General features: G+C 68.9%; 20 protein-coding genes. 8 read left to right on the forward strand and 12 right to left on the reverse strand.

Annotation, left to right across the window (positions count from 1 at the left end; translation table 11 throughout):
- Positions 1 to 149: 149 nt before the first annotated feature.
- Both ACGFIF_RS22240 and ACGFIF_RS22245 read left to right on the forward strand, forming a co-directional pair.
- Positions 150 to 1,001, forward strand: a complete 852-nt coding sequence (locus ACGFIF_RS22240) for a helix-turn-helix transcriptional regulator (RefSeq protein ID WP_393156885.1) — start codon at positions 150 to 152, stop codon at positions 999 to 1,001.
- A gap of 97 nt (positions 1,002 to 1,098) precedes the next feature.
- Entirely contained in the window at positions 1,099 to 2,358 is a 1,260-nt protein-coding gene (locus ACGFIF_RS22245) for an SGNH/GDSL hydrolase family protein (RefSeq protein ID WP_393156886.1), read from the forward strand.
- Positions 2,359 to 2,415: 57 nt separating this feature from the next.
- Here the strand turns inward: ACGFIF_RS22245 and hflX are convergent, their stop codons facing one another.
- Positions 2,416 to 3,909, reverse strand: a complete 1,494-nt coding sequence (gene hflX, locus ACGFIF_RS22250; RefSeq protein WP_393156887.1) for a GTPase HflX — start codon at positions 3,907 to 3,909, stop codon at positions 2,416 to 2,418.
- Between the two features lie 83 nt (positions 3,910 to 3,992).
- The gene (dapF, locus tag ACGFIF_RS22255; protein WP_393156889.1) at positions 3,993 to 4,835 is read right to left on the reverse strand and encodes a diaminopimelate epimerase; all 843 of its coding nucleotides are present in this window, start codon (positions 4,833 to 4,835) and stop codon (positions 3,993 to 3,995) included.
- Positions 4,836 to 4,935: 100 nt separating this feature from the next.
- Between dapF and ACGFIF_RS22260 the strand changes: the two genes are divergently transcribed.
- Positions 4,936 to 5,199, forward strand: coding sequence for a hypothetical protein (locus ACGFIF_RS22260; protein ID WP_393156891.1), 264 nt, complete (start codon positions 4,936 to 4,938; stop codon positions 5,197 to 5,199).
- Here the strand turns inward: ACGFIF_RS22260 and ACGFIF_RS22265 are convergent.
- The 4 genes from ACGFIF_RS22265 to ACGFIF_RS22280 are packed head-to-tail and all read right to left on the reverse strand — an operon-like array spanning position 5,186 to position 9,274.
- Entirely contained in the window at positions 5,186 to 6,751 is a 1,566-nt protein-coding gene (locus tag ACGFIF_RS22265; RefSeq protein WP_393156894.1) for an amidohydrolase family protein, read from the reverse strand. The genes ACGFIF_RS22260 and ACGFIF_RS22265 overlap by 14 nt on opposite strands.
- Before the next feature lie 19 nt (positions 6,752 to 6,770).
- Complete coding sequence (gene menC / locus ACGFIF_RS22270) at positions 6,771 to 7,922, reverse strand: o-succinylbenzoate synthase (protein WP_393156895.1); 1,152 nt, start codon at positions 7,920 to 7,922, stop codon at positions 6,771 to 6,773.
- Positions 7,912 to 8,562, reverse strand: coding sequence for a MurR/RpiR family transcriptional regulator (locus ACGFIF_RS22275; RefSeq protein WP_393156897.1), 651 nt, complete (start codon positions 8,560 to 8,562; stop codon positions 7,912 to 7,914). Before ACGFIF_RS22275 ends, menC begins: the two co-directional genes overlap by 11 nt.
- A complete protein-coding gene (locus ACGFIF_RS22280; protein WP_393156898.1) occupies positions 8,555 to 9,274 on the reverse strand; it encodes a GNAT family N-acetyltransferase in 720 nt (239 codons plus the stop codon). The genes ACGFIF_RS22275 and ACGFIF_RS22280 overlap by 8 nt, the downstream gene beginning before the upstream one ends.
- A 105-nt stretch (positions 9,275 to 9,379) precedes the next feature.
- Here ACGFIF_RS22280 and ACGFIF_RS22285 point away from each other — a divergent pair, with 105 nt between their 5' ends.
- Positions 9,380 to 10,477 (forward strand): M20/M25/M40 family metallo-hydrolase, encoded by a 1,098-nt coding sequence (locus ACGFIF_RS22285; RefSeq protein ID WP_393156899.1) that lies wholly within the window; start codon positions 9,380 to 9,382, stop codon positions 10,475 to 10,477.
- On the opposite strand, the gene ggt is transcribed toward ACGFIF_RS22285, so the two are convergent.
- The 4 genes from ggt to miaA all read right to left on the reverse strand — a co-directional run bounded on the left by ggt (position 10,474) and on the right by miaA (position 14,569).
- On the reverse strand, positions 10,474 to 12,297 hold the full coding sequence (gene ggt, locus ACGFIF_RS22290) for a gamma-glutamyltransferase (RefSeq protein ID WP_393156900.1): 1,824 nt from the start codon (positions 12,295 to 12,297) through the stop codon (positions 10,474 to 10,476). The genes ACGFIF_RS22285 and ggt overlap by 4 nt on opposite strands.
- A gap of 81 nt (positions 12,298 to 12,378) precedes the next feature.
- The gene (locus ACGFIF_RS22295) at positions 12,379 to 13,071 is read right to left on the reverse strand and encodes a hypothetical protein (RefSeq protein ID WP_393156902.1); all 693 of its coding nucleotides are present in this window, start codon (positions 13,069 to 13,071) and stop codon (positions 12,379 to 12,381) included.
- A gap of 3 nt (positions 13,072 to 13,074) precedes the next feature.
- Positions 13,075 to 13,590 (reverse strand): SigE family RNA polymerase sigma factor, encoded by a 516-nt coding sequence (locus tag ACGFIF_RS22300; protein WP_393156903.1) that lies wholly within the window; start codon positions 13,588 to 13,590, stop codon positions 13,075 to 13,077.
- The gene (gene miaA / locus ACGFIF_RS22305) at positions 13,577 to 14,569 is read right to left on the reverse strand and encodes a tRNA (adenosine(37)-N6)-dimethylallyltransferase MiaA (RefSeq protein WP_393156904.1); all 993 of its coding nucleotides are present in this window, start codon (positions 14,567 to 14,569) and stop codon (positions 13,577 to 13,579) included. The genes ACGFIF_RS22300 and miaA overlap by 14 nt, the downstream gene beginning before the upstream one ends.
- A gap of 156 nt (positions 14,570 to 14,725) precedes the next feature.
- Here miaA and ACGFIF_RS22310 point away from each other — a divergent pair, with 156 nt between their 5' ends.
- The 4 genes from ACGFIF_RS22310 to ACGFIF_RS22325 all read left to right on the forward strand — a co-directional run bounded on the left by ACGFIF_RS22310 (position 14,726) and on the right by ACGFIF_RS22325 (position 18,128).
- The gene (locus ACGFIF_RS22310; protein WP_393156905.1) at positions 14,726 to 14,929 is read left to right on the forward strand and encodes a hypothetical protein; all 204 of its coding nucleotides are present in this window, start codon (positions 14,726 to 14,728) and stop codon (positions 14,927 to 14,929) included.
- Positions 14,930 to 15,038: 109 nt separating this feature from the next.
- Entirely contained in the window at positions 15,039 to 15,284 is a 246-nt protein-coding gene (locus ACGFIF_RS22315; protein ID WP_393156908.1) for an antitoxin, read from the forward strand.
- A gap of 460 nt (positions 15,285 to 15,744) precedes the next feature.
- Positions 15,745 to 16,194 carry an NUDIX domain-containing protein gene (locus ACGFIF_RS22320; protein WP_393156909.1) on the forward strand — a complete coding sequence of 150 codons (450 nt, stop codon included), beginning with the start codon at positions 15,745 to 15,747 and terminating at the stop codon, positions 16,192 to 16,194.
- A 71-nt stretch (positions 16,195 to 16,265) separates the two neighbouring features.
- Positions 16,266 to 18,128: a LamG-like jellyroll fold domain-containing protein gene (locus ACGFIF_RS22325; protein WP_393156910.1), complete on the forward strand. Its 1,863-nt coding sequence runs from the start codon at positions 16,266 to 16,268 to the stop codon at positions 18,126 to 18,128.
- Here the strand turns inward: ACGFIF_RS22325 and ACGFIF_RS22330 are convergent.
- Entirely contained in the window at positions 18,125 to 18,787 is a 663-nt protein-coding gene (locus ACGFIF_RS22330; protein ID WP_393156912.1) for a phosphotransferase, read from the reverse strand. The genes ACGFIF_RS22325 and ACGFIF_RS22330 overlap by 4 nt on opposite strands.
- Positions 18,784 to 20,262, reverse strand: coding sequence for a tRNA (N6-isopentenyl adenosine(37)-C2)-methylthiotransferase MiaB (miaB, locus tag ACGFIF_RS22335; protein WP_393156913.1), 1,479 nt, complete (start codon positions 20,260 to 20,262; stop codon positions 18,784 to 18,786). The genes ACGFIF_RS22330 and miaB overlap by 4 nt, the downstream gene beginning before the upstream one ends.
- Between the last annotated feature and the right edge of the window lie 63 nt (positions 20,263 to 20,325).

A 20,325-nucleotide genomic window follows, 5' to 3' on the forward strand; every position in this document is an offset into this window, starting at 1 on the left:
TCTCTCGCAGAACCACCGGCCGTTCTGCCTGTCACTGGCAGTGCTAGGCAGACCAGGGAGAGGTACGCCGGCCGCGGAGCCGCGACAGTGGAAGCATGTGCCGACGCTGCGACGACCGGACCGGATCCGGGCCACTTACCATGAAGCTCGTGGAGACCGAACTCGGGCACTTCCTGCGCACCCGGCGAGCCCGGTTGCAGCCGGAGGACGTCGGCATGGTCTCGTACGGCGCCCGCCGGGTGCCCGGCCTGCGGCGCGAGGAGCTGGCCCAGCTGGCCGGGGTGAGCATGACCTACTACACCCGTCTCGAGCAGGGTCACAGCCAGCAGGCGTCCGACGAGATCCTGCTGGCGATCGCCCGGGCGCTGCGCCTGGATGACGACGAAGCGGCGCACCTGCGCAACCTGGCCCGCCCGGCGAACCATCCGCGGCCGAAGGCCGAGGAGCCGGAGCCGGCCCGGGAAGGCACGCGCCGGCTGGTGAGCGCGATGAGCGGGGTCGCCGCGATCGCGATGGACCGGCGCAGCGACGTACTGGCCTGGAACTCCACGGCCCACCGGCTGCTGGCCGGCCACTACGACGAGCACAGCCCGTGCTCGGTGGAGACCCGGCCGAACCTGACCCGGATGCTGTTCCTGGATCCGCATACGCGGGAGCTGTACGCCGACTGGGAGCTGGAGGCCGAGCGGTCCGTGGCCTCGCTGCGCCTGGTCGCCGGCCGGCATCCCGACGACCGGTACCTGGCCGAGCTGATCGGTGAGCTGTCGATGAAGAGCTCTGAATTCGCCCAGTTGTGGTCGGGCCACTCGGTGCTGAACTGCTCCTTCGGCACGAAGCTCTTCCAGCATCCAGAGGTCGGACGGCTCGAGCTGGGATTCGAGGTCGTCCAGTTCCCCGACGGCTCGGCTCACCGCTTGCTGATGTACACCGCGCCCACCGGCACCCCGTCGGCGGCCGCCTTCGAGCTGCTCGAGCGCAGCACCACACCGAAACCCAGCTGACCTCTGTCCGCGGCCGCTGGGGCCGCATCTCCTCAGGCACCAACTCGGCGCACCGGTGCAGCCGAGTCGCTGCTGCCTGCCCAGAAAGGACTGCACCATGCGTCTCAAACATGTGGTCGCGGCATCCGCCGTACTGGCCCTGGTCCCGCTGACGGCCGCGGCCACGAGCCACGACAACAACTCGGCTCACAGCCAGGAATCCGGCCGGCACTGGACCGCCGGCTGGGCCGCGTCCCCCCAGCGGCCGAGCGCCGGCTTCGGCCCGAACTGGTCCGAGGAGGGCTTCTCCGACCAGACCGTCCGCCAGGTCGTCCGGCTCACCACCGGAGGCGACAGCGTCCGGATCCATCTGTCGAACCGGTACGGCGCCAGCCCGCTCCGCGTGACCGGTGCGACCATCGCCCGGGCCGGTCGTGGCGCTGCGATCGTGCCAGGAACGACGACCAGGCTCACCGTCCGCGGCCGCGGCTCGTTCGAGATCCCGGCGGTCACGGACCTGGTCTCCGATCCGGTCGAGTTCCCGGTCAAGGCTGCCGAGTCCGTCACCGTCAGCCTCTACCTGAAGGACACGACCGGTCCGGCGACGTTCCACTCGCAGGCGTGGACGTCGACGTACCGGGCGGAGGGTGATCGCCGGGCCGACAACGGACCGGCGGCGTTCACCGCGAGCACCAGGTCCTGGTACTACCTGAGCGGGATCGACACGGCCGCGCGCCGCAAGCGCGATCTGGTGGTTGCCTTCGGCGACTCGATCACCGACGGCTTCGCCTCGACGGCCGGCGCCAACCACCGGTACCCCGACCTGCTCGCCGACCGGCTGCGCGCCGCCGGCCGGGACACCGCGGTGGTCAACCAGGGCATCGGCGGCAACCTGGTGGTCAATGATTCGGCCTGGTACGGCGAGAAGTCGACGAACCGGTTCCGCCGGGACGTGCTGGAACAGGCCGGCGTCCGGACGGTCATCATCCTCGAGGGCGTCAACGACATCGGCTTCAGCGAGAGCGACACCCCGACCTACAAGCCCGCACCCGACGTATCGGTGGCCGAACTGATCGCCGGATACCGGCAGCTGATCCGGGATGCTCACTCGCGCGGTGTTCGGGTGATCGGCGCGACCCTCCTGCCGCTGGCCGGATCGGACCACTACAGCGCCAAGGCCGCGGCCAAGCAGGACGCGCTGAACCACTGGATCCGGCACTCCGGCGAGTTCGACGCCGTGGCGGACTTCGACCGGGCACTGGCCGACCCGAAGGACCCGGAGCGCATCGCCCCGCGCTACGACAGCGGAGACCACCTGCATCCGAACGACGCGGGCTACCAGCTGATGGCCGACACGATCGACCTGCGGACCCTCTGACACACAAAGAGAACCGGCCGGTGGAAACTCCACCGGCCGGTTCTCTCGTTGCAGTGATCAGGCGGTCTTGGTGACCTCGTACGGCGTGAGGTCGCCGGCCAGGTTCGGGTGAACCCGAGCGGTGACCCGGGTGCCGTCGGCAGTGTGATCGAGTTGCTCGACCGAGCCCTCGGAATGGATCCGGGAGACCAGGTCGCCGCGCTCGTACGGCAGCAGCAGGTCGACAGAAACGTCCGGCTGCGGCAGTGACGCCTCGATCAGCGCGCGCAGCTTGTCGATGCCCTCGCCGGTGTGTGCCGAGACCACCAGCGCACGCGACTCGCGGTGCAGGATCGGTGCCAGGGCGATCGGGTCCGCGACGTCGGCCTTGTTGATCACGATGATCTCCGGCACGTCGTCGGCGCCGATCTCGTGCAGCACCTCGCGGACCGCCTGGATCTGCGCCAGCGGGTCCGCGTGCGAACCGTCCACCACGTGCAGCAGCAGGTCCGCGTCCGCGACCTCCTCCAGCGTCGACCGGAACGCCTCGACGATGTCGTGCGGCAGGTGCCGGACGAAGCCGACGGTGTCGGTGAACGTGTACACGCGGCCGTCGGAGGTCGTGGTCCGGCGGGTGGTCGGGTCCAAGGTCGCGAACAGCGCGTTCTCGACCAGGACACCGGCGCCGGTGATCCTGTTCAGCAGCGAGGACTTGCCCGCGTTGGTGTAGCCCGCGATCGCGACCGACGGGATCGAGTTGCGGCGGCGCTCCTGCCGCAGCGTCGAGCGGGTGCCCTTCATGGACTTCAGCTCGCGGCGCAGCTTGGCGATCTTGGTGTTGATCCGGCGCCGGTCGGTCTCGATCTTGGTCTCACCGGGACCACGGCCACCGATACCGCCGCCGGCCGCGCCGACGCGTCCACCGGCCTGGCGGGACAGATTGCCACCCCAGCCACGCAGCCGCTGCTTCATGTACTGCAGCTGGGCCAGCTCGACCTGGGCCTTGCCTTCCTTGCTCTTCGCGTGCTGGGCGAAGATGTCCAGGATCAGCGCGGTCCGGTCGACCACCTTGACCTTGAGCTTGTCCTCCAGGTTGCGCAGCTGCGCCGGGGCCAGCTCGCCGTCGGCGATCACCGTGTCCGCGCCGAGCGACGCGACCAGGTTGCGCAGGTCGGACACCTTGCCGGAACCGATGAAGGTCGCCGGGTCCGGCTTCTTCCGCCGCTGGATCACGCCGTCCAGCACCTCGGAACCGGCGGTCTCGGCGAGCAGCTTCAGCTCGGCCAGCGAGTTCTCCGCGTCCTCGGCGCTGCCCTCGGTCCAGACGCCGACCAGCAGCACCCGCTCGAGCAGCAGCTTGCGGTACTCGACCTCGCTGATGTCGGTCAGCTCGGTCGACATGCCGACGACGCGGCGCAGCGCCTGGCGTTCCTCGAGCTCGAGGCCCTCGGTGCTGAGGTCCGGGTTGAGTTCGGAGTCATGACCCGTCAACGAATCGCCGGAGTCATCGCCCTGGAGCAGGTCGGTTTCGACGTCGGTGGTCTCGTCGTAAAAGTTCGAATGGGTCGTCATATACCTTCCATCGTGGCACGGGCCACCAGTACAAGCGACCCGATTTCAGACGTCAACGCCCCACGCCCGGCCGGAATTCCCCTTCAGGCAGGCAACCAGGCCCGATCGAAGTCGCCGCGGGCGTGCACGACGGCCGGTCCGGTCATCTCCAGGTGGTTGTCTTCCCGCCACGTCACGGTGACAGAACCACCCAGTACGCCGACACGGTAAGTAACCGGCCGCTCCTGCCGAGCCTGCCGGGCCGAGGCCACCGCCACGGCACACGTACCCGTCCCGCAGGACCGCGTCTCCCCCGCCCCGCGCTCGTGCACCCGCATGGAAACCTCGTTCGGACCCTTGCGTACGACGAATTCCACGTTCACGCCGGACGGGAAGGCCTCGGTCGGGGTCCACACCGGCTGGTCGACCAGATGACCGGGTTCGTTCAGGTTGTCGACGAAGGCGACGGCGTGCGGATTCCCCATGTCGACGTGCACGGCCGGCCACTGGTGGCCGTTGGCCTCCACCACGATGCCCGCCGGACCGGGCAGCACAGGCTCGCCCATGTCCACGGTCAGCGTGCCGTCGTCGTTCAGCACGACCTCTTTGATCCCGGCACGGGTCCCGACCCGCACCGGCTTGTCCCCGGCCAGCCCGGCGTCGACCAGGTACCGGACGAACACCCGGATCCCGTTGCCGCACATCTCCGCGACCGAGCCGTCGGAGTTCCGGTAGTCCATGAACCAGTCGCCGCCGTCCTCGACGTACGACTGCTTGCCGCCCTCGATCACCCGCAGGACGCCGTCCGCCCCGATCCCGGCGTACCGGTCGCAGAGAAATCGCACCAGGCTCGCGTCCAGCTCCCCGTGGATCGATCCGTCGGGGTCGGGCAGCAGCACGAAGTCGTTCTCGGTGCCGTGCCCCTTCAGCCAGGGGAAGGTGCTCATCCACGTCCTCGCTTCGCTCCGGGCGCGGATGAGCAAAGCTCGCTGTGTTTGATGATGGCCTCGCTCTGCTCGCCCATAAGGAGATCGTAGTGTGTGCACCGTGGAGCAGATCGCCTACTTCTGGGAGCAGGAGGACGCCGAAGCGGTGGCGACCCGGCTGAACGGTGTCGTACGACGTGGACGGTTCCACGGTGAGGACGACGACGAGGACCATCCGTGGCTCGTCGTACTCCAGGACACTGATCACGCCGTACTGGATGAACTCCTGACCGAGTACGACGGATGGCTGGAGACGACCGTGGACGAGCCGGCGTCGGCTCCTCCCCCGCTGCCGACCGCACCCAAGCGCCTCAAGCGGACCTGAGCACTCGCCCCGGCCGCCGTCCCGTCGGTACGCCGTCCGCCAGCACCGGCTCGCCCGCGACGAGCATGTGCTCGATTCCGACCGACAGCTGCCACGGATCGTCGTACGTCGACCGATCCGCGACCTGCTCTGGATCGAGTACGACGAGATCCGCGACCGCACCCGGCTTCACCACGCCACGGTCGTCGAAGCCCAGCCTGGACGCGGGCAGCGAGGTCATCCGGCGGATTGCCTCCGGCAACGTGAGCACACCGAGGTCCCGGGCGTACCGGCCGAGGACGCGCGGGAAAGTCCCGAAGTTGCGTGGATGCGGGTGACCTGAACCGGTGGCGCTGAGGATCCAGCCGTCGCTCGCCACGCTGGTGCAGGGATGCCGCAGTACCGTCACGACGTCGTCCTCGCTCATCGCGTGGTTGACCACACTGACCGCGGCGTCGTGATGCTCCAGCACCCGGAGCACGGCCTCGGCGTCATCCACCTCGTCGCGCAGTGCAATCTTGGCGACGCTGAGCCCACGGCTGTCCTCGTACCGCCCGGGCGGCAGGGATGCGATCACGAGGGCTTGCGGGTCGAACTGGGCGGCGGTGCGCATCTCCGCGGCGATCCGCTCCCGTTCGACTGGATCCGCGAGACGGGCTAGTAGCGAGGCGGTGCCGCCGCCCATCGCCCAGGCGGGCAACCAGGCGGTCAGAGTCGTGCTCGAGGCCGTGTACGGATAGACGTCCCAGGCAACGTCCAACCCATCGGCCCGCGCCTGGTCGAGACGTTCGAGTGCAGCGGTGACCAGGCCATGGTTCGCTCGGCCGGCAGCCTTCAGGTGGGAGACCTCCAACCGGGCACCACCAGCCCGCGCGGCTGTGATCGCCTCGTCGAGCGCTTCGAGCAGATGGGCGCCCTCGTTGCGGATGTGCGTCGAGTAGAGCAGGCCGCGCTCCCCCGCGGTCGCGACCAACGCAGCCACTTCGTCCGCATCGGCGAACGTGCCCGGCGCGTAGATCAGCCCGGTCGAGAACCCGACCGCTCCCTGGTCGGCAGCCTGGCGCAGGAGGTCTTGCATCTGCCGCAACTCGTCCGGTGACGGTGCCCGCTCGGCACCACCCATGACCGCGAGCCGGAGCGACGAGTGGCCGACCTGGAGGGCGAGGTTCACGGCGAGTCCGTCGCGCTCGACCGCGCCGGCGAAGCCTTGCGTGTCCCGCCACGACCAGTCGTGCTCGGGCGCCAGGAACGCCGTACCGGCCTTCATCTGGTCGAGGTCCGTGATCGGGTACGGCGACCAGCCGCAGTTCCCGGTGACCAGCGTGGTCACGCCCTGATACAGCTGCGTGCTCGCATCCGGAGAGGTCTGCGCGGTGAAGTCCGCATGCGAGTGCAGGTCGATGAAGCCCGGTGCGACAATGTTGCCCATGGCATCGATCACCTCAGCTCCGGGCACGTCGGCGCCGGGTGGCAGTACGGCGGCGATCCGTCCGCCCTCGACCAGAACCGTCGCGGCCTCCGGATCCGCACCGGTACCGTCCACCACCTGCCCACCGGTCAGTGCCGTGCGCATGGAACCGCTCCTGTTCTTGTCAGAAGGACAGCGTGGCGACGGTGTTCGCCGCGATCAGCTCAGTGTCGACGGTATGACCCAGACCGCTTGCCTTGGGCACCTGTACGACGCCGTGCTCGGCACTGACGGGTGGGTTGATCAGGTCCCGGGCGTAGTACTTCTCCGAGGCGGACACGTCCGATGGGAGGGTGAACCCGGGGAGGCTGGAGAGGGCGACGTTGGCGGCCCGGCCGATGCCGAACTCGTGCATGCCGCCGCACCAGACCGGGATGCCGGCCTGCTGAGCCCGGTCGTGGGCGGCCCGGGCGGCAGTGAGCCCGCCCATCCGTGACACCTTGATGTTCAGCACCCGTAGGGCTTCGATCGACAGCGCTGTCTCCAGGTCGTCGAGCGTCTCCACGCTTTCGTCCAGGCAGATGGGTGTCACCAGATGCGGCTGCAGACGAGCGTGGGCGAGCAGGTTCCGCGGCGCGAACGGCTGCTCGATCATGGTCAGCTCGAACTCGTCGAGGGCACGCAGCGCGGTCAGGTGCTCGATCGACTCGGTGTAGATGCCGTTGGCATCGACATGCAGATCCAGGTCCGGGAAGTCGGCCCGGACGGCGCGCACCGGCTCGACGTCCCACCCCGGCGCGATCTTCAGCTTGATCCGCGGGTAGCCCGCCGCCACCTGCCGTCGTACCTCGGTGAGCAGGTCGCCGATCGTCGGCTCGATCCCCAGCGACACCCCGGCGATGACCTCGCCCCGGGTCCCGCCGAGTGCCTGCGCGAGCGGGACCTCGTGCACAGCTGCCCACAGCACCCAGGCTGCCACGTCCACACCGGCCTTGGCGAACTGGTTGCCGCGGACCTTGGCCCACAACTGCGCCACCTGCTCCGGTCGCTCCCACGGCTTCCCGAGCACGGCCGGGAGCAGGTGATGCTCGGCGATGTGCCAGCACGTTTCGACCGTCTCCGGCGCGTAGTACGGATCGGACGGCGACGCGATCTCGCCCCAACCGATCGCTCCGGACGCGTCCTCCAACTCGACCAGGATGTGGTCCAGTTGCGTCTTGCGGTGCGAGCTGGTGCGGAACGCGTGCACCAGCGGCATTCTGACTCGGTGCAGCCGGGCAGCGGTGACCTTTACATACTTGGACAGCTCATCGCGTCCGGGCAGCTCAGTTGACATACAGTCCCAGCTCCGTGTTCAACCGGTCGCGCTCGCCGAGTCGCCGGCGGGCGCCCTTCGCGCTCGCCGTGGTCAGGGTCGCCAGCACGTGCAGCACGGAGGCCACGACGGTCGGCGAGTCGACGTACGACGCGCTGCCGGTCGCGACGTAGATGCACTGGTCGGCGATCTTCGCCAGCGGCGCGTCCTCGAAGTCGGTGACCGCGACCAGTTCACCACCGGCCTCGGCGAACTGCCGGGCGATCTCGACCGTGTCGCGGCGGTACCGGCGCAGCGAGAACGCCACCATCAGGTCGCTCGACCGCACATCGGACAGGACGTCGACGCCGCGCACCACCGTGCCGTCGATCAGCGTCACCTGGGACAGGCCGGCGCTGAGGTCGAAGGCGAGCAGTGACGCGTACGAGAACGACTTGGCCGAGCCGACGATGAAGCGCCGGCGGGCAGCCACGATCCGGGCCGCCGCCTGGGCGATCGCATCGTCGGCCAGGATCTGGTCGAGTGCCGCCTCGATCGAGGCCCGCTCCTGCTCGACCACGCGCCGCTGCAACTGCGTCGACGAGCGTCGCTGCAGGCGGGCGTCGTACCGCTCGTGCGGACTGGCCAGCTCGCGGTTGCGTGCCGTCAGGTCCTCAGACATCGCCCACCGTCCCGAAGAGGTAGACCGCCGTCCCGTTCGACAGCCGGCGGCAGGACTCCGCGGCCAGCCCCTTGCCGAGCAGATCGGCGAAGCCCTGACGGACCCGCTCGGCGACCTCGGTCGTGACGTCGGCGGGGTCGGCCGGCAGGGCCAGAAACGGGCGGTCCCCGGCGCCGCCCAGGATTCCCCAGTCGGCCTCGGACAGATCCAGCTCGAGGTCCTCGCGCGCCGGCGGCTCAGCGCGCAGGTCCCATTCGACGATCAGCCGGTCGCCACCCGGTCCGTACATGTCCGGGGCGTACCACCGGCCGCGGGCGCCGAGCACGTCGAGGTTGAAGTGTCCGTTGCGGATCTGGAACGGATCGTAGGTCCAGCGCATCCGGCTCATGCCGTGGCTGAGCGCCACCTCGCGCTGGGTGTGCTTGAGCAGGCGGCCCAGTCCATGGCCCTGCTGGTCCGCGGCGACCACGGCCGACTGCGAGTAGTGGTAGAAACCGCGCCGGTCGGTGCCGCAGAAGCCGTACGCGAAGGCCACGAGCCGATCGTCCTCGTCCAGTACGCCGACGACCGAGCCGCCGTTGCTCACCAGCGCACCGAGCAGCCGCGGGTTCAGGGCGTAGTCCGGGTCCTGGTAGCCGAACACCTCGCGGTACAGCACAGCCGCCTCCGCGAACCGCTCTGCGGTGGTGAGTGTGACCGGACGGAACCTCACGACAACCCCTCAAAGATACGTAACGGATCTTGATGCTGTATTGAGTAAATCCCTCCTGTTCAGAGGGAGTCAATCGATGACCGAATGATGATACGTTGACTATCCATGAGGATGATCGATCGGCTGCGTGAGTACGTCGAGCACGAGACCCCGACCGGTGCGGTGGAAGCGCTGAACGCCTTCGCCGACCGCCTCGTGCTTCGGTACGGCGAACTCGGCGGCACCGCCCGACGCGTACCGGCGCCGACCGGCGACCACGTCGTCGCCGACTTCCCCGGCCGAGGTCCACGCGCCGCGGAAGCACCTCTGCTCTTCCTTGGGCACCATGACACGGTCTGGCCGATCGGCCAACTGCGGGACGCGATGCCGTGGCGGGAACAGGACGGCGTAATCCATGGCCCGGGCGTTTTCGACATGAAGGGCGGGCTCGTCGTCCTGGAGACGGCCCTCGAGCAGATCGCCGACCTCGACCACCGTCCGGTGCGGGTTGTGGTCACCGCTGACGAGGAGATCGGCTCGCCCTCAGCGCGTGAGCTCGTGACAGCCGAGTCGGCCGGCGTGCTGGCCGCGTTCGGTCTGGAGCCGCCGCATCCGAACGGCGACGTGAAGACGTCGCGCCGCGGCAGCAGCCGGGTCCGGATCGAGGTGACCGGCCGGGAGGCGCACGCGGCACTCGACACCAGCAGCGGTGTCTCCGCGATCGACGAGCTCGTCGATCAGCTGATCGCCGTTCGCGCCCTCGTGGCCGGGTACGACGAGGTGCTGTGCAACGTCGGCACGATCACGGGTGGCGGGCGGACGAACGTCGTACCAGGGACTGCGTCGGCCGATCTCGGGTTCCGGTTCGTCGATCCGGAGACGGAGCGCGCCGTGCTCGATGCTGTGAAAGGCCTCCAGCCGGTACGACATAACGCCGTACTGGAGGTGTCCGTGCTGTCGAACCGGCCGGCCTGGCAACCGTCGGAGGCCGCCTCCCGGCTGCTCGACACGGTCGCCGCGGCCGGGCGTTCCGTCGGTCAGCAGGTCGGCGGTGGGGCGGCCTCAGGTGCCGCCGACACCAATCTGACCGGCTGGCTGGGTGTGCCGACTCTGGACGGCCTGGGCCCCCGCGGGAAGGGCGCCCACGCCGTCCACGAGCAGGTGATCGCGGCGAGCCTGGCCGAACGGGCCGCCCTGGTCGCCGCGATCATCACGAATCTTTAGCGCGGGTACAACTGCTTGACAGTCCCCGCGGATCCACCGCCTCGACGCGTCGGCTCGGCCGCCGCCAGGATCGCTCCGCCGGGCAGGAACTCCAGCGCCGCGACCGCGCCGATCTCGGCGGCCGACGTGCCTGGTGCGCCTGCTGGTACGAAGGTATGTCCGAGCGCCATCAGCTCGGCTGTGGCCGGCGAGCTGATGAAGGCCTGCTCGGCCGTCACGGCCGGGGTGTTGCGCTGGGAAGCGCGCGGCGCGGCGACTGCCTCAGGCAGGGTCATGCCGCGGTCGAGCCGGTTCGTCAGAGTCTGCAGGACGGTCGTGATGATGGTCGAGCCACCAGGCGAACCGAGCGCCAGGAACGGCTTGCCGCCGCGCAGCACGATCGTCGGCGACATCGACGACCGCGGCCGCTTGCCCGCCTCGATCCGGTTCGGGTCAGCTAGGTTGGGCGCGGCGGAGAAGTCGGTCAGTTCGTTGTTCAGCAGGAAGCCGCGACCGGGGACCGTGATGCCGCTGCCGCCGGTCTGCTCGATCGTCAGTGTGTAGGAGACGACGTTGCCCCACTTGTCCGCGGCAACCAGGTGCGTCGTCGACAGACCCTCGGAGTCGGGCCGCTCGGTGGTCGCGACACCAGGCGTACACGGCGAGTACGAGCCATCCGGTGAGCCCGCCGGCTGCGGCTTGACCAACGCGCTGGTCGGGCTGATCAGGCAGGACCGCTCGGCGCCGAAGCCACGCGAGAGCAGTTCCTTCGTCGGGACGTTCACGAACGCCGGGTCACCGACGTACGCACCTCGATCCGCGAAGGCCAGCGCCGACGCCTCGAGGTAGGTGTGCAGCGCCTGCGGAGTCGTCATCTGCCGGATGCGCTGCGGCGTGAGGATGTTCAGCGCCTCCCCGACCGTGGTCCCACCGGACGACGACGGCGCCATGCCGTAGACGTCCAGACCGTCGTACCGGACCTTGGTCGGATCCCGGTCGATCACCTTGTACTTCGCCAGATCGCTGGTGGTGAGGAGACCGGGGAACACCGGCAGCTCGGCGTTCGCCGTCTTCGGCGGGTTCTGCACCGTCGCCGCCATCTCCGCCGCGAGCGGTCCGCCGTAGAACGCCGACGGGCCCTTCTTCCCGATCAGCTGGTAGGTGTCGGCGAGCTCGGGGTTCTTGAACACCGAGCCGACCAGCGGTGCGTCGCCGTTGGGCAGGAACAGCTTGGCGGTCGGCACGATCTGGGCGAACCGGGGCTTGTTGTCGAGCGTCTGCAGCCGGAAGGTCTGGTCGACCACGAACCCGCGATCGGCGAGATCCGCCGCCGGCTTCAGCGCCTTGCGCAGGGACAGCGAACCCCACTGACGCAGCGCCGAATCCCACGTCGCCAGCGTTCCCGGTACGCCGACCGACAGCCCGGACGTCACCAACTGCGCGAAGGGCCGCGGCTGACCGGTGGCGGGGTCGACGAACGAGTCGATCTTCATCCCCGCCGGCGCGGTCTCGCGACCGTCGATCGTGTACACCTTGCGCTTCTTGGCGCTGTAGTAGACGAAGTACCCGCCACCGCCGATCCCCGCGGAGTACGGCTCGGTCACCCCGAGCGCGGCCGCGGTGGCCACCGCGGCGTCGACCGCGTTGCCGCCACGTCGCAGCACGTCCAGCCCGATCTTCGTCGCCTCCGGGTCGACCGAGGAGACGGCGCCGCCGAACCCGATCGAGGTCGGAGTCTTGACCGGCGGCTCGGACTTGTGTGCGGCGGCGGAACTGGCCGTCACGGCGGACAGGACAAGTGCACCAGCAGACAGGGATGCGACCAGCTTCTTCAGTGTCACCGGATACTCCCGCGGGCGTCGACGTACAGGGACAAGCCCTTGCCTATCCCGAAGTCGGCGGTGGCGCCAGTTCTGGCGCGGCTAGTTGACGGTGCAGGAAGCCATGAACTGCTGCAGGAGACCGTCGTTCCAGTCCAGGGTGCCGGCCGGGAGCTCGACCAGGAGCCACTGGCCGTCCAGCTGCACCTGACCGGCGAGGCGGCCGTTCAACGTCCCGATGTGGAAGCTCTTGCCACCCGCATCGGTGATCCGGACCGCCCGCAGGCTCTTCGCCGCCGGGGCCGTCTGCAGCACCACCTTGGTGGCCGCGTCCGCGGTCCGCACCGTCGGCCCGGACAGCACCACACGGTCCTCGGCGATCGGGGTCTCCGCGGTCCAGCCCTTCGGAGTGAGTGAGCAGCCGATGGTGTTCCACGGCTGCCGGTTGGCGACCAGCTCGACCAGCTGACCGGCGTACGTCGAGATCGACTCACTGCCCTCGGCGATCATCGGCGTCGGCGTCGCGGTCTCGGGAGCTGTCGCCGTCGCGGTCTTCTCACCGTCGCCGGACGCGACCTCCGTACTGCCGTTGTTCCACCACTTCACCTGGTCGCCGATCGCCAGTACGGCGGCCGACACTGCGGCGACGCACAGCACGCCGGTCACCCGGCGCCGCCGCTTGATCCGGCGCAGGGCGCGCCGGCCGCGGGCGACATCCGCGTCGATGTCCGCGGCCGGGAGTCCGTCGGCCGCCTGGTCGGCGAACCCCTCCAGCAGCTTCCTTACCTCGTCCACTTCTCAGCTACTCCCCGTCGCAGGATCCGTTTCCTCGCTCATCAGATCCTTCAGTCGTTTCAAGGCCTTGGCGGTCTGGCTCTTCACGGTGCCCTCGGTGCACTCCAGGATCCGCGCGCAGCTGGCCACGTCGAGATCCTGGAAGTACCGCAGTACGAGGACCGCGCGCTGCCGCGGCGCGAGCTCCAGCAACGCCCGCCGGACCGCGAGGGTGTCGACCGGGTCCACCTCGTCGGTGAGCCTCGGCTCGAGCGTCTCCGCGGTCACCACCTCCGGGTGGCGGCCGGCCCGGCGGCGCTCGTCCAGGAACGCGTTGACCAGGATGCGGTGCGCGTACGGCCCGGCGCCCTCGTGCCGGATCCGGTGCCAGTGCACGTACACCCGGGTGCAGGCGGTCTGAACCAGGTCCTCCGCGGTATGCACGTCACCCGCGGTGAGCAGTAGTGCCGTCCTCATCAGTCGGGTTCGGTCCGCGAGCAGGTACTCACGGAACCCGGCCTCACGGTCACCCCCTCGCATCGACGGCCCCCAGGCCTTCTTCCACCCCGACTACGCCGCCGCTCCCCTGTCGGTTGCCTTCGGCCAACTTCGATTTACTCAGCACTGAAAGTGCCTTCTCCACCAGATCGGGGTCGTCGTACCGGAGCCAAGTGATGCGTTGGTCCTTACGGAACCACGAGTCCTGCCGCCGCGCGAACCGGCGGGTGGACTGCGCGGTCCGCTCCCGCGCCTCCTGCTCACTGATCTCACCGTCGAGCATCGCGATCACCTGCGAGTAGCCGAGGGCACGGTTGGCCGTCTTCCCGTCAAGCAAACCCTTGTTCAGCAGATCTCGCACCTCGGCCACGAAACCCGCGTCGAACATCCGGTCGACCCGGCGGCCGATCCGCTCGTCCAGCTCCGGCCGCGGTACGTCGAGACCGACCTGCACCGCACCCGGGTAGACGTAGTGATGCTCGGGCAGCGTCGCGACGTACGGACCGCCGGTGATCTCGATGACCTCCAGCGCCCGCACGATCCGCCGCCCGTTGCTCGGCAGGATCTGCGCGGCCGCGGCCGGATCCTGCTCGGCGAGTTTCCGGTGCAGTGCTCCGGACCCGATCTCGTCGAGTTCTCGTTCGAGCCGCTCCCGGACCTTCGCGTCGGTGCCGGGGAAGACGAAGTCGTCGAGGATCGCCCGGACGTACAGTGCCGAGCCGCCGGCCAGCACCGGGACCACCTGACGGGTGATGCAGTCGTCGATCGCGGCCCGGGCCAACTGCTGGAACTCGGCCACGGTCGCCGTCTCGGTCACGTCGAGGATGTCGAGCAGGTGATGCGGTACGCCGTCGCGTTCCGCCGTACTGATCTTCGCCGTACCGATGTCCATGCCGCGGTAGACCTGCATCGCGTCGGCGTTGACCACCTCGCCGTTCAGGCGCTTGCACAGGGCAACGGACAGGTCGGATTTGCCGGCCGCGGTCGGGCCGACGACCGCGACGACGAGTGGTTCGGCCATCGGTCCAGTCTGGCAGTGATCTGTCCGTCCCCACCCCACCACCCCGGTCGGGCCGCTGTTGAAGACTGTGCCAAGAGCGTGCCACTGACCTTGTGGATGACCCGGGTTGTTCGGTAGGAACACTGCAGATCGCAACACATCTACGGGAGGAACAACGTGACCAATCCGTTCGAGGAAGAAACCGACCAGGCGAAGGAAGCCTTGGGGCTCGGGGGCGACGAGGGGCTCGACGCCGCGAAGCGCAGTGGTGGGGACGTGGAGTCCGGCGGCGATGTCGAGTCCGGCGGCGATGTGGAGTCGGGTGGCGACATCGAGTCCGGTGGGGACGTAGAGTCCGAACCAGGGTCGGGCGGCGTCTGAGCCCGTCCGCAGGGCACTCGCGGAGATCCCACAGTTCCGGCGTAGCAGATGCGAAGATCACCGCTAGCTGTCTGTAAGCATTCAACTACGCAGGAATGGGAGCCCCGAGATGGGCATCTTCGACAGGTTCAAGGGCAAGGCCGACGAACTGAAGGACAAGGCCGGTGACCTGGTCGACCAGCACGGCGACAAGGTCGGCGGCGGTCTGGACAAGGCCGGTGACTTCGTCGACGAGAAGACGGGCGGCAAGTACGGCGACAAGATCGACCAGGGTGTCGAGAAGGCCAAGGAGCGCCTGGACGGCCTCGACGGCCAGAACGACGACATCCCCGACAACCCGAACCGCCCCGCCTGAGCACCACCCCTGAAGGGCCGCGACCACCAGGTCGCGGCCCTTCAGCATGTTCCGGCAACTGCCTCAAAGGACACGCCTCCGGCGCGGCCGACCTTCTGGCCGCCTCCGGCGGCGCCGCGACTCGCAGACGCGCCCACCACCATGCGCGAACCAGCTGTGGACGACGCCCACGGGCGGCGGCCTGAGCGAGAGACACGAAAGCCCGCTGATTACAGCCCGCCCGCCCACCACACTGGCTCGCATCACGAGTACGCGACCCGCCGAAGGCGCGAAACAACAGCCGCCGAAGGCGGTGTCCCTTCACCGTCCGCCCGCTGTGCACAGTCCGCTCGCCCATCACATTGGTCCGCGTCACGAGTGCGCGGCCCACCGGAGGCGGAGAAAGAACTGCCGCCGCCGAAGGCGGTGCCCGTTTGTGGGTGATCTGAGGGTTGTCGGCGGGGCTGGTTAGGGTGCTTGTATGGATCGGTTTCGGGTGGTGCCGGCGGCTTATGTGGTGTTGCGGCGGGCGGATGAGGTGTTGATGTTGCTGCGGGCCAACACCGGCTACATGGATGGGTACTGGGCGGTGCCGGCCGGGCATGTGGAGAAGGATGAGTCGGTGTTCGACGCGGCGATTCGGGAGGCGCGGGAGGAGGTCGGGGTGGAGATCGATCCGGCCGAGCTGGTGCCGGTGACCGCGATGCATCGGACCGGTGGGAACGGGGATCCGATCGACGAGCGGGTGGACTTCTTCTTCACCGCATCCACCTGGAGTGGTGAGCCGCGGTTGATGGAGCCGGGGAAGGCTGACGCCCTTGACTGGTTCGCGCTCGACAAACTGCCTGATCCGGTGGTGCCGCACGAGGCCCGCGTTCTGGCCGGGCTGCACGGCGATGGACTCCCCGCGGTGATCGTGCAAGGTTTCTGATCACCCCAACCGCCCAGGGTTCTTCTCGTGTTCATCGACCGAGGAGCTGAACCGCTTTAGAGTTTCCTGCTGTGTCAGAGAGCTCTGGAGGCGGGATGGACGAGCAGTACGACGGGACGAGCCGGCGGCGGCTTCTGCAAGCGGGCGCACTCGGTGCCGGTGCGGTGATCGCACCCGGCGTGCTCACCGCCGGCGAGGCCACGGCGTCCGGCACGAAGGCGACCGCCACGACAACACGAGCCGCCGCAACAAGCGCCGACACCGAGCACCCGCGCTTCACGCTGGCCGTCGTACCGGACACGCAGTATCTGTTCGACCTCGACCGTGGCGATGCGGCACCGCTGATCGCGAGCTTCGAGTACCTCATCGACCAGCGGTCGGCCGAGAACATCGTCTTCACCGCGCACCTCGGTGACGTGGTGGAGAACGCACAAGCATCCGAGTTCGCCCAGGCCGACCCGGTGTTCAAGGTCCTCGACCGGGCCCGGATGCCGTACTCCGTGCTCGCCGGCAACCACGACATCGACGCGTCCAAGGACGACACTCGCGGCGATTCGGCGTACCTGCGGACGTTCGGCCCGCAGCGGTTCCGCCGGATGGCGACGTACGGCGGCTCCACCCAGAACGGCTACAACAGCTACCACGTGTTCCGCGCGGCCGGGCGGAAGTGGTTGCTGCTGGCAATGGACTGGCGGCCGTCCGACGCGAGTTTCGCCTGGGCCCGCGGGGTGATCGCGGCGCACCCGCGGCTGCCCGTCATCCTGACCACGCACGAGCTCGTGAACGCCGACCACGGCAACCCGGTGGCCTACTTCACCGACCACGGCAACCGGGTCTGGGACCAGCTGGTGCAGGACAACGACCAGATCTTCCTCACCCTGAACGGGCACTTCTGGCCCCCCGGCCGGGTGGTCCGGAAGAATGCCGCCGGCAACGACGTCCACCTGCACCTGACCAACTACCAGGACCGGTACTACGGCGGATCGGCGATGATCCGGCTCTACCACTTCGACCTGGCCCGGAACACGATCGACGTCGAGACGATCGCGCCGTGGATCCTCGACCAGGACCCGGCCCGGCGCAGTGAGCTGGCCGAGGGTGAGATCGAGCTGACCGACGACACCAACCGGTTCAGCGTCCCGATCGACTTCGAGCAGCGGTTCGCCGGGTTCGCCGCGATCCCGGTCCGCCCGGCCCGGCCGGCGAAGCAGCTCGTCGTTGCGGGCACAGCGGCGTACTGGAGATTCGACGGACCGTTGTCGGACCAGGTGACCGACCACTCGGGTCAGGGCAACCACCTCACGCGGGTGCAGCTCTCCGACAACGGGCTCAGCGCGTCCGCCGAGTTCCACCCGGACCAGCCCGGGCACGCCAGCTGGTTGTTTGCCGGCGGCAAGAACCCGGCCCGCGGCGGCTACCTGCGTACGGCGGACAACGCGCCGCTCAACACGATGACGTTCACGAAGGGCTACACGATCGAGGCCTTCGTGAAGCTGGCCGACGACGGCGCCGACCACGCCTGGGAGGGACTGCTCAGCCGGATGGGCACCGGCGCGGACGCGGGCAAGACCGGCAGCGACCCGTCCGAGCCGGTCGTCAACCTCGCCTTCTCCGGCGGTCGCCAACTGCAGTGGGCGGTGTACCCACTCGACCGCAACGACACCTTCACCAACTGGGGTCACGAGCAGGTCCCCGGGCGGTGGTTCCACCTCGCGGTCGTCAACGACGGACGGCATTCCACCCTGTACGTCGACTCGTCACCGCTGCTCCGCAACCCGGCGACTCCATCCAACGGGCTCGCGACCGCGGGCAGGCCGTGGCTGGTCGGCGCCAACCACTACGACAACGTGATCGAGCAAGCCTTCGCCGGCCACATCGGCGAACTCCGCATCGTCACCCGCGCCCTGAAACCGTCGCAGTTCCTGAACGCCTAGAGATACGACCGAATCAGCTCGTCCTGCGCGGGCAGCAACGCCAACTCCGCAGGCGTAAGGGTGACGTTGCGCCCGCGTTCGGCGAGCGCGTCGGCGAGACCCGGGGTGGGATCGATGGAGTTGGCGAGGTAGGCGCCCAGGGCTTCGCGCAGAAGCGGAGACAGCGCTTCGAACGACGGATCGAGCGCAACCTGGGCGAAGATGATCGCGGTCATCGCGACGTCGAACGCCGCCGTCCCTTCGACCGCATTGCGCCAGTCGATGACGACCGGTCCGTCGGCGGTCGCGATCACGTTGAGCGGGTGGAGATCACCGTGGACGACGACCAGGCCCGGCGTACCGCTGGGAGCGGGGATCGCCTGCAGGCGGCGGTGCAGATCGGCGTGGATCTCACCGACCTCGGTCGCGCTGAGGTTACCGGCCAGCGCGGCGTCACCGAGGGTCGGGCCGTCGAGTCGCTGGATCACCATGTCCGGGCCGTCGATCTCGCGCACCGCGGGCACGGGGTAGTCGTACTTCGCGACGTGGCGCATGAAGTCGGCCTCGTCCCGCACCGGGTGCCCGTCGCGGTAGCGCCTCAACACCCAGGAGTCGTCGAGGGAGTAGACGTCAGCGTCCCGCCCCGCCGCGAACGGCTCGGCATCCTCGGGAAGTTTCACCCGGCTTGGCAGCCGCCGACCGCCGGCTCCAGCGGTTTCGCACCGATCGTCGGCATCCCCAGCATGACGCCAGGCGTGCCCGCGGTGGCTGGTGCGTCCTGCGTCCGCTCCCATGCGTCGCCGGCGCGCGTACGTCGTACCGAGCCGAAGACATCCGCGACCAGGTGGTGCGGGGCGCCGTAGGTGACCTCGACCGTGGCCACGTCACCCGGTCGCGGCGGTTGGACACCCTCGGGAAGGGCGAAGTGGACGAGCCGGTTGTCGCGAGCCCGGCCGCTCAGCCGGTGGGTGGCGGCGTCCTTGCGCCCCTCCCCCTCGGCCACGAGCACCTCGAGCGACCGCCCGACGATCCTCTTGTTCTCTCCCCAGGCCATCTCGTCCTGCAACGCGACCAGTCGCTCGTACCGATCCTGGACGACGTCGCGCGGGATCTGGTCCTCCATCGACTCGGCCGGCGTACCGGGACGCTTCGAGTACTGGAACGTGAACGCACCCGAGAACCGGGCCTGCCGGACCACGTCGAGCGTGCCCTGGAAGTCCTCCTCGGTCTCGCCCGGGAAGCCGACGATGATGTCGGTGGTGATCGCCGCGTCCGGCATCGCCGTCCGCACGTCCTCGATGATCTTGAGGTAGCGGTCGCGGCGGTAGGACCGGCGCATCGTCTTCAGGATCCGGTCCGAGCCGGACTGCAGCGGCATGTGCAGCGAGGGCATCACGTTCGGCGTCTCGGCCATCGCCTCGATCACGTCCGCGGTGAAGTCCCGCGGGTGCGGCGAGGTGAACCGGACCCGCTCGAGTCCGTCGATCGTGCCGCAGGCGCGGAGCAGTTTGCCAAAGGCGTAGCGGTCGCCGAACTCGACGCCGTACGAGTTCACGTTTTGCCCCAGCAGGGTCACCTCGAGCACGCCCTCGGCGACCAGCGCCTCGACCTCGGCCAGTACGTCGCCCGGCCGGCGGTCCTTCTCCCGGCCACGCAGCGCCGGGACGATGCAGAACGTGCAGGTGTTGTTGCAGCCCACGCTGATCGACACCCAGGCCGAGTACGGCGATTCGCGCCGGGTCGGCAGCGTGGACGGGAACACCTCGAGCGACTCGAGGATCTCGACCTGCGACTCCTCCTGCACCCGGGCCCGCTCCAGCAGCACCGGCAGCGAGCCGATGTTGTGGGTGCCGAAGACGACGTCCACCCAGGGCGCCTTCTTGGTGATGGTGGCCTTGTCCTTCTGCGCCAGGCAGCCGCCGACGGCGATCTGCATACCGGGCTTCTTGGCCTTCACCGGCGCCAGGTGGCCGAGGTTGCCGTACAACTTGTTGTCGGCGTTCTCCCGGACCGCGCAGGTGTTGAAGACAACCACGTCGGCCTGGTCACCCTCGGGCGCGCGGACATAGCCCGCGTCCTCCAGCAGGCCGCGCAGCCGCTCGGAGTCGTGGACGTTCATCTGGCACCCGTAGGTGCGGACCTCATAAGTACGCATGACAGCCACCTAGAGTACGTGCCGCGGTAGACATTCCCCTACCTGGGATGCGCGGTCTGCACC

The sequence above is a fragment of the Kribbella sp. NPDC049174 genome, assembly GCF_043197365.1.
In the GTDB taxonomy this organism is placed as follows: Bacteria; Actinomycetota; Actinomycetes; order Propionibacteriales; family Kribbellaceae; genus Kribbella.